This window comes from Halochromatium sp. NSM3, assembly GCF_059621085.1.
In genome coordinates this window covers 68,581-78,395 of record NZ_JCAQIA010000016.1, presented here as the reverse complement: position 1 = coordinate 78,395, position 9,815 = coordinate 68,581, and the positions used below count along the sequence as shown (strand labels likewise).

The 9,815-nt window shown below is 61.0% G+C and carries 13 protein-coding genes and 2 pseudogenes; 7 read left to right on the top strand and 8 right to left on the bottom strand.

Annotated elements, in window-relative coordinates; genetic code table 11:
• Together AC54T3_RS08935 and AC54T3_RS08930 are read left to right on the top strand one after the other, a co-directional pair.
• Window positions 1-245, top strand: a 245-nt coding sequence (locus AC54T3_RS08935) for a DUF4351 domain-containing protein (protein WP_496624099.1), incomplete at its 5' end; no start/stop codon positions are given.
• A 108-nt stretch (window positions 246-353) separates the two neighbouring features.
• Window positions 354-548, top strand: a complete 195-nt coding sequence (locus AC54T3_RS08930) for a ribbon-helix-helix domain-containing protein (RefSeq protein WP_496624097.1) — start codon at window positions 354-356, stop codon at window positions 546-548.
• A 385-nt stretch (window positions 549-933) separates the two neighbouring features.
• Here AC54T3_RS08930 and AC54T3_RS08925 read toward each other — a convergent pair.
• Window positions 934-1,089: pseudogene (locus AC54T3_RS08925) on the bottom strand (BrnA antitoxin family protein); the annotation flags it as partial.
• Between the two features lie 119 nt (window positions 1,090-1,208).
• Window positions 1,209-1,619, bottom strand: a pseudogene (locus tag AC54T3_RS08920) (DegT/DnrJ/EryC1/StrS family aminotransferase); the annotation flags it as partial.
• On the opposite strand from AC54T3_RS08920, the gene AC54T3_RS08915 reads away from it, so the two are divergent.
• The 3 genes from AC54T3_RS08915 to AC54T3_RS08905 all read left to right on the top strand — a co-directional run bounded on the left by AC54T3_RS08915 (window position 1,509) and on the right by AC54T3_RS08905 (window position 2,697).
• Window positions 1,509-1,943 (top strand): BrnT family toxin, encoded by a 435-nt coding sequence (locus AC54T3_RS08915; RefSeq protein WP_496624095.1) that lies wholly within the window; start codon window positions 1,509-1,511, stop codon window positions 1,941-1,943. The pseudogene AC54T3_RS08920 and the gene AC54T3_RS08915 overlap by 111 nt on opposite strands.
• A gap of 7 nt (window positions 1,944-1,950) precedes the next feature.
• The gene (locus tag AC54T3_RS08910; protein WP_496624093.1) at window positions 1,951-2,193 is read left to right on the top strand and encodes a hypothetical protein; all 243 of its coding nucleotides are present in this window, start codon (window positions 1,951-1,953) and stop codon (window positions 2,191-2,193) included.
• A gap of 219 nt (window positions 2,194-2,412) precedes the next feature.
• Entirely contained in the window at window positions 2,413-2,697 is a 285-nt protein-coding gene (locus tag AC54T3_RS08905) for a methyltransferase C-terminal domain-containing protein (RefSeq protein ID WP_496624092.1), read from the top strand.
• Between the two features lie 54 nt (window positions 2,698-2,751).
• Here the strand turns inward: AC54T3_RS08905 and AC54T3_RS08900 are convergent, their stop codons facing one another.
• From AC54T3_RS08900 to AC54T3_RS08875, 6 genes are all read right to left on the bottom strand, one after another.
• Complete coding sequence (locus tag AC54T3_RS08900) at window positions 2,752-3,648, bottom strand: energy transducer TonB (protein ID WP_496624091.1); 897 nt, start codon at window positions 3,646-3,648, stop codon at window positions 2,752-2,754.
• A 22-nt stretch (window positions 3,649-3,670) separates the two neighbouring features.
• Window positions 3,671-4,156: an ExbD/TolR family protein gene (locus AC54T3_RS08895; RefSeq protein ID WP_496624089.1), complete on the bottom strand. Its 486-nt coding sequence runs from the start codon at window positions 4,154-4,156 to the stop codon at window positions 3,671-3,673.
• A 56-nt stretch (window positions 4,157-4,212) separates the two neighbouring features.
• Entirely contained in the window at window positions 4,213-4,641 is a 429-nt protein-coding gene (locus AC54T3_RS08890; RefSeq protein ID WP_496624087.1) for an ExbD/TolR family protein, read from the bottom strand.
• Window positions 4,592-5,389: a MotA/TolQ/ExbB proton channel family protein gene (locus tag AC54T3_RS08885; RefSeq protein ID WP_496624085.1), complete on the bottom strand. Its 798-nt coding sequence runs from the start codon at window positions 5,387-5,389 to the stop codon at window positions 4,592-4,594. The genes AC54T3_RS08890 and AC54T3_RS08885 overlap by 50 nt, the downstream gene beginning before the upstream one ends.
• Window positions 5,386-5,967: a hypothetical protein gene (locus tag AC54T3_RS08880; protein WP_496624083.1), complete on the bottom strand. Its 582-nt coding sequence runs from the start codon at window positions 5,965-5,967 to the stop codon at window positions 5,386-5,388. Before AC54T3_RS08880 ends, AC54T3_RS08885 begins: the two co-directional genes overlap by 4 nt.
• Before the next feature lie 211 nt (window positions 5,968-6,178).
• Window positions 6,179-6,658 carry a copper chaperone PCu(A)C gene (locus AC54T3_RS08875; RefSeq protein WP_496624081.1) on the bottom strand — a complete coding sequence of 160 codons (480 nt, stop codon included), beginning with the start codon at window positions 6,656-6,658 and terminating at the stop codon, window positions 6,179-6,181.
• 333 nt (window positions 6,659-6,991) lie between these two features.
• Here AC54T3_RS08875 and AC54T3_RS08870 point away from each other — a divergent pair, with 333 nt between their 5' ends.
• Together AC54T3_RS08870 and AC54T3_RS08865 are read left to right on the top strand one after the other, a co-directional pair.
• Complete coding sequence (locus tag AC54T3_RS08870) at window positions 6,992-8,557, top strand: alkaline phosphatase (RefSeq protein WP_496624079.1); 1,566 nt, start codon at window positions 6,992-6,994, stop codon at window positions 8,555-8,557.
• A 108-nt stretch (window positions 8,558-8,665) separates the two neighbouring features.
• Window positions 8,666-9,802, top strand: coding sequence for a YibE/F family protein (locus AC54T3_RS08865; RefSeq protein WP_496624077.1), 1,137 nt, complete (start codon window positions 8,666-8,668; stop codon window positions 9,800-9,802).
• The last annotated feature ends 13 nt before the right edge of the window (window positions 9,803-9,815 follow it).

Below are 9,815 nucleotides of genomic sequence, written 5' to 3'. Positions count from 1 at the left end.
TGTTGGAGCAGACCTCACCGGGAGATCCGATCATGCAGACCTTTATCGATCGATATATTGAGCAGGGCCGTGAGCAGGGCGAGCGCCAAGGTGAAGCCAAGCTCCTGCTACGCCAGATGGAGCGCAAATTCGGCCCGGCCGATGTGAAGCTGCGCCAGCAGATCCAAGAGGCCGATGCCGAGACGCTGCTGGCATGGTCCGAGCGCATCCTCACCGCAGAGACGCCGGAGGCGGTGTTTCACTGAGCGCTTGCTGTGAGCGCGCCATCCGCTTGGCGCTGTCTCCAAGGTTGACCGAGGCTCAGCCTGACCGAGTCCATGCATGCCTCCAAGATCTGACAGATAGGATTAACCATGCCCGCAGTGCAAACGAATATCCCCAATCAGCTCCTTGAGCAAGCCCAACTTTTTGTGCAAGAAGGTTGGATCCCGAATATCGACGCGCTGATCGTAGAAGCCATGCGCCGTTATCTGGATTCGCATCGCGAGGTGATCGCGGAACAATTAATTCGGGAAGACATCGACTGGGGACTGCATGGGCAAGACTAGGGCGTTCGTTGTCGCCGATGCTGGTCCAATCATTCACCTGGATGAACCTGCTGCGCGCGATCCCGGCTCGGACCATGCTGCATATCCGCCCGTCATTGTTGGCAGAAGTGATCACCGAAGTGGATGCCAGGTCTTAACAACCCTGTGGAAAACAGTGGAAAACAGGGACGCACCACCAAAAACTCACCAACCGGTAGCGCAACAACAGCCGAACGTTGCTGAAGCCGATGCACCGACAGGCCGCGTCAGTGTAGCAAACACGCTGTCAGTGACAGCGGCGAAAGGAGTGGCGCGCTTCGTATTGCGACCTCGTCGACCAGCGGCGCCCGTGAGGGTCAGGGCAGGGCGGTTTCAGGCAAGCTGACCAACGCGCGCAGGGGCCAGATCAGCCTGCCACGGGCGCGCTGTCCGATGATAACAGGCTGGCGCGCAGGAGTTCGTTGAGCAGCGTCTGGTAGCCCCGGCCCTCGGTAGCCGCTCGCTCACGCAGGGCAGCCAAGATGTCATCGTCTAGGTGGAGCCTGATCTGTGTTTGCCGTCGCTGTTGACGATGGCCCCCTGCTGACCCTTTGAGACATCATAGTGTTCGCGCATGGTTGGCTTGCCGTTCGTCGTGCAGTCGTTCTTGCCGTTGTGCGGCGCGCGCGGAGATTAACCGCAGTTGATGCCGCTGGCGACCACGGTGGTTTCGCCATCCCCCTTCAGTGCAAACGATGCCGAAGTTTTCAGATGGTCGATGTGCTGCTTGCTCTTGGCGTCTGGGCAGATGATGGCGCCGCCCTCGCAGGTGTTGAACACCTTGGTGGCGTGAAAGCTGAGCACCGAGAGGTCGCCATGGCGCAGGATGCTGCCGCCTTGGTCCTGTACGCCGAAGGCATGCGCGGCATCGTAGATGACCTTGAGGTTGTCGTTATCGGCGATGGTCTGGATGGCCTCGACGTCGCAGGGGTTGCCATACACATGCACCGGCAGGATGGCGGTGGTGCGCGGGGTGATGGCGGCTTCGATGCGCTTGGGGTCAAGGTTGAGGGTGTGCGGGTCGATGTCGACGAACACCGGCTGAATCTCGTTCGGATGCGCCAAGGGCTCGAGCACTACCGCGCTCGCCACCCGATCCACCCGCCTGCCGCGCTGCGTGAGAAGCCGCCAGTCGACGCTCGACAGTGCGGCCAGCATCGCACGGTGCTGCGAGACCCGATGGCACTCAGTATCCCGGACCAGGAGCATAGTAGGGAGGAAGAGCGCTGGTTCACGCTTGGTGAGACAACCAAAGGCCAACTGTTAGCCGTCTCTCACACCTGGGAAGAACAGTTCGGTATCGCTTACGTTCGGATCATCTCGGCGCGGGAAGCGACAAGAAACGAAAGACGCCAGTACCAAGATAACCCTGTATAAACCCATCATGAAAACGACACACTCAAACGACGAGATTCCCGCCGAGATCGATTTTTCAGCCGGTCAGCGTGGACGCTTTTATCGGCCGCAAGCACAATGGCATGTGCCGGTCTACCTCAACCCTGAGGTCCAGCAGTACTTTCTTCGCCGCGCCGAAGAAAGCGGTATGGATTTCGACCAATTGATTAATACCCTCTTGCAGAAAGACATGGAATTGCTTGAGACCTTTGCGCAAGGATCGTCGTCGTAAACACGACGAGCATTAGCTCCCTCGGCCTAAGACCCTGCCGCCGGTCTATCCCTTGGGGAGATACCAGGGACGGACCACGAAATGCCGATCAGGTGATAGCCAGAGAGATCGCCATTCGCCCTGACTCGCGGACTTGCGGCTCAGTGCTCTGCTGTTCTTTTATCGTCATTAACGCGTCACCCGCTGGCTCGCCAAGCAGAAACCAAACAACGAACGCGATTGATCTCGTACCTCTCGCTGCACGCCGTCCAGCTGCTCAACTACGCCGGCATCAAGCCCGACCTGCTACCCTATGTTTGTGATGCCGCCCCGGCCAAGCAGGGCAAGTATCTGCCCGGTAGCCACATCCCGATCCGTGCGCCCAAAGCGCTGCGCGATGAGCCGCCAGATGAGGTGCTGATCCTGCCGTGGAACATTGCCGAGGAGGTCAAGGCGCAGCTTGCGGATCTCGCCGAGCAGGGCGCTCGCTTCGTGACCGCAGTCCCGTCACTCAACATCACCTAGGGTTTCTGTTCCATTGCGCCTCTAACCCCTTTTTCTTTGCGCGGATTTTTTGCCTCAGCGCAGGCTGAAGGCGACGGGCAGGGTGATCGTGAGGTGGGAACGCCCTAGGCTTGCCGGGATGCGCGGCAGCGGGGAGGCGCGCTCGAGCATGGCTTGAGCCTCACGGTCGAGCAGCTCATGACCCGCACTCTCGCTAATCCGCTGCGAGATCACGCGTCCGTTCTTATCAACGATGAAGGTGACCTTAACGGTGCCTTCCTGGCGCAATCGCCGCGCTTGTGTCGGGTAGCGTTTGTGGCGCGCGAGCCAGGTCGCGAGCCGGCCGTAGTAGTTGCTGGCGTCGGCCTCGCCGCCGCCGTCACCATTTCCGTTACTGCCACCACTGCCACGGCCGTCACCGCTTCCGCCACTACTGCCTGCGGTGCCTACGGTTGCGCCGCTCGGGTGCTCGCCACCGCGCTCAGCGTCGTCCCCAGCGCGTGCGCGGCTCTGGCTGGGCTTGGCTGAATTGGCGGAATCCTGCTCAGGCTTAGCCTTGGATTCGCTTGGCTGGGTGCTGGCAGCGCTTGGTCGCGATGCTGGCGGGGCTGGCGTTGGTTCTGGCTGCGCGTTGGGGATGATGGTTTGCTCCGCCGGGGTGGCTGTCTGAGCGCGGTCACTCGCCTGGGTGGCGGCCTCGAGGAGGAGGCTGCTGACAGCAACGGGGGTGGGCGTGCTCGTGGGCTTGATCCCTGAACTCGGGCTCGCCACCGGCCGCAGTGCGTCAGCGCCCGGCGGCCCGCCGGCGCCGCCCGCAGTGGGTTGTCCGCCAGCGCCTAGCTCAATGGTCATGCCGAGTCGCGATTCCGGCGGCGGCGCTGATCGATGCACGAGCGACAGCACCAAGGCGGCGTGGAGCACGCTCGCGATCAGCACGGCAAGCAGCCAATGACGGCGAGTGATCTCCATCATTCGTGTCTCCCTTGGTGATCTCTCAAGTCGCTGCCGGTTGCGAGAGCACGCGCAGACGCTCGACGCCGAGCGCGCGCAGTTGATCGAGCAGCGCGCGCAACTGGCCTTGAGTCACGGCTGCGTCGGCCTTCAGCGTGATGCCGACAGCGGTCTTAGCACCGTTATTGGTGCCTTGGTTGGTGCCATTATTAGCGTTGTTTTGGTCCGATGCCGATGCCGACACCTCGCGTACCGCCGCGAGCCGTGCTGCGAGTCGCTCGCCAAGCAAGGACGCTGGGACCATCTCGCCATCGAGCGCGACGCGCCCTTGCGCGTCCATCAGCAGCAGGATGCGCTCGGGCTCGAGCAGCCGGCCCTGGCGCGAGTTCGGAGGATCGATGCTCAACGCTTCCGGCGGCCTGATCTGCCCGGCGATCATGAAGAAGATCAGCATCAGGAAGACGACATTGATCAATGGGATCAATGCCTCATCCGAGGGGTTCTGCGGTCGCGGTTTGGTGAAGCGCATCGTGAGTCAGTCAAGGATCGGCTTGGGTCAGGATCATCAATTGGTTGCCCGCGCACTCATCGCAACCGCAACACCGGAACGCCGGCATCGGCGAGCTGATCGAAAAGTTGCAGGGTCATCTGCAGCGGCACCGCGTCGTCCGGTTGGACGAAAACCCGTAGATTTGGGGCCTGCCCGAGTCGCTCGCGTAGCAGACCGGGCAGGGCCTCGGCTGCGATGGGCTCGCCGTTCAGGTCGAGCTGGCCATCGGCCTGGATGCGTAGCAATAGCGCTGGCTGACTGTCGCGCTGAGCGCGCTGGCTGTCCGGGGCGGCGAGCGGCACCGCATGCAGTCGGGTCAAGGTCGAGGCGAGCATGAAGAACAGCAACAGGATGAAGACCACATCGATCAGCGGCGTCAAGCTGATCAGCCGGCGTCGCGGTCGCGCGGGAAGCTCAAGACGCATGCCGGGCAGCGGCGGTAGCGGATGTTGCTTGGGAGTCATGCGGTTGTTCGGCGGTGCTCGCCGAGCGCGATGCGTCGCACCCGAGATCGCGCGTGAACAGGCGGGTGACCGCGTCTTCCATTCGGTGAGCGCAGCGTTCGACGCGGCGCTCCAGCCAGCTATGGACCAAGACCACCGGAATCGCGACGCTGAGCCCCGCAGCCGTCGTCAACAGTGCCTGCCAGATCCCGCCCGAGAGGATCGCCGGGTCGACCTGGCTGCCGGCTAATTCCAACTGACGAAAGGCCTCGATCATCCCGAGTACGGTGCCGAGCAGACCGAGCAATGGGCTGAGGGCGGCGATCACCTCGAGTGCGCGCAGCCAGGCGCGCAGTTGCTCGAGCTGGGCACTGGCGAAGCGTGTCAGCTCCTCGCGCAGCAGCCCGAGATCAACCCCCGGCAGGCTCAGCCCTTCGATCGCCTGCGCAAGCAGACGCGCGCTGGGCTGGGAACTGCCTTGGAGCGCGGCCAGCGCTGGCCCCGGTGCGTGCTGGGACCAGTGCTGGAGGGCGCGCTCGACCGGCTCGCGCGCGTTGAGCCGCAGCCGCGAGAATTGCCAGAGCTTGACCAGCACAATGGCGAGCGCCGCGACCGAGAGCAACGCCAGTATCCAGAGCACCGGCCCACCTTGGCCTAGGGTGTCGGTGAACGTGCCGGTGGCTGAGGCATATGTGCCTGCAGTTGAGGCATCGGGCGTGCCTGGTAGGCCGAGGCTGCTGTCGACGACAGTGATAGGGGTGTCACTCATTTGAACAAATCGACGTCGAGCTTGGACGACAGATCGAGCCGTGAGACCCCGTTCGACAGCGCGCCATCGGGGCCGGCCATCGCGGTTACATCATTGATCAGGATGCGCCCGACCCGCTCACACTGGATCTCGGCCAGGTCGAAGAGTTTGACGCTAGTCTTGTCCTCGTCGATGGGCGCGGCATCCAGCTTCAAGTGACGCTTAATGAAACCGTCGGTATCGAACAGGAAGAGTTCGAGCTGCAGCGCCTCGAGGTTGGTGCCAAGTCCGTTCTCGAACACCAGATAGACGCGGCAGCCGCTATCGATCGGCTCCAGCTTGTTCAGCTCAACGCCAAGGCGTTCTTCTGCGGTGCCAGCTTCGGCGTCGCCGCCGTCAGGCGCGGCCGAATCCTCGGCACTCGGTTGCTCGGAGGGGCTGGGGCGGGGGCTGGCCGCGCTGGAAAGCTCAGCCTTTGGCTCTGGCTGAGCCTCGGCCTCGGCGACGGCGGAGAGCGGTAGGCCGAGCGCGATCCCGGCGATGAGCGCGCGCAGGTAGTATGGGCGCGGTACAGGCCACTGCGGAGTTCGGATCGACATGGCTGTATTCCGTAACCTTGTGGTTGGGGAGGAGTTGTTGTCCTCATTATGGAGCCAGGCAGGTGCGCCGGCCATGCGCAGTGATGTAGAGGTCGTAGACGGCTGCGATGATAACAACTGGGCTTGAGGTTTGGAGGCTGGTACGCCGCAGCGGTCGGGAGCGGGCAGGGACATGATGGCTATCGGCGCATGCTCGCGCTCAAGGGGTCGCTCAGTGATGCTGGTGCATCGGCATCGCGCTGCTCGGCTCGATGCGTTTGACCGGCAGGCTCAGCGTTTGTTTTCCGCCGTCGTCGAAGCCGAGGATCAGCTCGACCTGATCGCCCGGGGCGAGCGTCTCGGTGAGACCAATGAGCATCATATGTAGGTCGCCCGGCGCTAGCGTCACGGTCTCGCCTGCGGGCAGATCGATCTGCTCGACTTGGCGCATTCGCATCATGCCGTCTTCCATGCGGTGGGTGTGCAGTTCGACCACCTCGGCCTTGTCGCTTTCAGCGGCGAGCAAGGCGCGATCGTCGCCGCTGTGGTTAGTGATGCTCATGAACGCGGCGCTGTTCGGCTGCCCAGGCGGTACTGCACGCACATAGGCGTCTTGCACGTCGATGGCCTCAGCGAATGCGGTTGGTTGCAGGCCGACCATCAGGGCGAATGTCGACATCAGGGCAAATAGATGGGGGTTGCGTATTGTCATCGCGCGATCTCCTGTAATTGTGAATGGGTTGGTGAGTACATTGTGTACCACCTGGGACGCGGTCGGAAAACCTTATCAAGGTTAAAAATGCCGTCACACTGGTGTCATAAACCCTCGCTATAGTACGCCATGTCAATGGCGCGCGCTGTCCGCATGTGCTAGCGCTGCTTGCAATGCGCTGTCTCTTGCAGCGGACACGTCCGACATTCGGCATCAGGCGTTTGAGCAGCGACGAGACTTCGGCCTGTTCGGCGCTACCCGGTGTCTTTCGCGGTTATGAAAGCGCCCGGCAATTCTGTTATCATAAGGTCATGCAGTATTATGAATAGACGTATGTTTTTCACCCGTTTTCTTAGCGCTACCATTGCTCTTGCACTTGGCGCGCTCGTTTCTGGCGCTGGATGGGCCCAACCGGCTGGTTCTTCCTATCTACCCACTTTCGTTAGCTCACCCAAATATGTCTTCTTCTTCCTTGGGGATGGCATGTCCGCGTCGCAGATTCAGGCTACCGAGGCGTACCTGACCACCATCAACGGCGGCTCGGCCCGGGTTGCCGAGGATCTGCTCAAGCCGGACAACCGGCTGAACATGTCGAAGATGCCCATCAACGGCATGCAAACAACCTTTGATGCCTTTGCCTTGATGACCGACTCCGCCTCTTCGGCAACGGCCTTTGGCGCGGGCATCAAGACGAAAAGTGGTGTCATCGGCATGGACGAGAACCTGGTGCGCAGCGTCAAGAGCGTCGCCGAACTGGCGCATGAGCGCGGGATGAAGGTCGGCGTTCTCTCCAGCGTTCCACTGAACCACGCCACTCCGGCCGCCTATTACGCGAGCGTGACCAGCCGTGGCCTGTATAACAACATCGGCATCCAGATGGCCGAGAGTGGTTACGAGTTCTTTGGCGGTGCCGGCCTGCTGGCGGCAACCGGCCCGGCGCGCGACGGCGATACCGATCAAAACCTCTGGGATCTGCTCGCCGCCCATGGTTACGAGCTGCGCAACGATCGGGAATCTATTCTGGCACTGACACAGAATCCGCGCGACAAGGTCGTGGCGATCAACCCGGTGCTCGCGGGCAGCGAGTCCATGCCCTATGCCATCGATCGACCAGAAGAAAATCTGTCGCTGGCCGAGATGACCGAGGTCGCGATTGCCAATCTGTCGGGCACCCGCAGCCCTGGAAGGAACCCTGGCTTTTTCATCATGGTTGAAGGCGGCAAGATCGACTGGGCTGGCCATGCCAACGATGCGATGGCAAACATTGGCGACATCCTCGATTTCGATGCTGCGGTCGGCAAGGCGTTGGAGTTCTACAACCAGCATCCGCGCGACACGCTCATCATCGTGACCGGCGACCACGAAACCGGCGGCATGACCGTCGGTCACGCCACGACCGCCTACACCGCTTATTATGATCGGCTTCTTGGCCAGCCGAATAGCTACGAGTATTTCCAGAATGTCCACTGGGCCGCGCACAAGGAAGCCCATGAGAGTGGCTACGACTGGACTCAAGCCGATAACCTCGCTAGCACCCCAGAGATGGTTGCGTTGATCGAACAACAATTCGGCCTGGTTTGGGACGAGCTGAACGAATACCAGCAGGAAAAGATCGAAGACGCCTATGACATGTCGATGGTCGGCGAAAACCGTAACAGCTCGGCGGAAAACAATCTCCTCTACGGTGGATATGAGCCGATTGTCGTCACCCTGACGCATATCCTCAACGAAGAAGCCAGCATCGGTTGGACCTCTTACTCGCACACGGGCGTTCCGGTTCCGCTCTTTGCGCAGGGCCGCGCGGCTGGGGCTTTCAAAGGCTTCTATGACAACACCGACATCGCCAAAAAACTTGCCGACGTCATGCGCCTGCCGGAAATGCCAGTCTACCGCGACTGAAGTCCTGACGGAAAACCAGAATAACGCGTGGCGTTAGCGTCACGCGCGGGCGATGTCACCACGGTGGCATCGCCCTTTCCTTTTTGCGCTGTCCTGCGGATGCTCTCCATGTCTAGCTCGCGCCGAGAATGGCAATTCTCCCTAGCGATTGCCGCTATTTCTTTCATTTTATTATTCATCAATCTGGCTCCCCCCGGTCGCGACGATGGCGGTCGGCACGCGCGCGCCGAAGTGACCTCTGCCGATAATCGGCATGTTCGCAGCAATCAAATCGTCAAAACCGGTTTTCAGGCCCTGCGCGTCGAATTGCTGAGCGGACCGCAAAAGGGTCAGACCATGACGGTGACCAATCAACTGACAGGCAAAATGGAGTTCGACGAACTCTACACGGAAGGCAGCCAGTTATTGATTGAATATGGCCTTGAGGAAGGGCATCCCGTCAATGGCATGGCGCGCGGCCATTATCGCCTGCACTGGCAGGGACTCCTGATCGCGCTCTATGTCTTGCTGCTGGTTTTGGTGGCCGGCGTGACCGGACTGAAGGCCGCCTTATCGTTTCTGTTTGCGGCGATGGTGCTTTGGAAGCTGTTCTTCCCGCTGCTGCTGATGGGCTTCGCGCCAGTGCCGACGGGATTGGTCGTCGTTGCGGTGCTGACTGCAGCTGTCACCTTTTCGGTAGGTGGCTTGAACCGTCGCGGACTCACCACCTTTATTGGCTCCATGCTGGGCGTCATATTGACTTGCATCCTGGCCATGGAATTCGCCGAAAACTTCCGGCTGAATGGCGCCGTGCGCCCCTTCGCCGAATCCTTGCTGTACAGCGGCTATTATGACCTGCGCCTGACCGAGATCTTTATCACCAGCGTCTTTATTGCCTGTTCTGGGGCGGTGATGGATCTCGCCATGGATGTCGCCGCCAGCATGGAGGAAATCAAGCTCGGTAATCCCGACATCGGCTTTTTCGCTCACCTTGGGGCTGGCTTTCGGGTTGGACGCGCGGTGGTCGGCACCATGACGACGACGCTGCTGCTCGCCTACTCGAGTAGTCATATCTTTATGTTCATGTTGGTCATGGCCAAGGGTCTGCCGGCCGCCAATATTCTCAATGCCCCCTTCGTCTCGGCCGAAATCCTGAATATTCTGGTGGGCAGCTTCGGTCTGGTCACGGTTGCGCCGTTCACCGCCTTGGTCGCCGCGCTGATGTACCGTTCTGGAACGCTGGCAACGACAAGAAAACCACGCTAGCGCGTAATGCTCC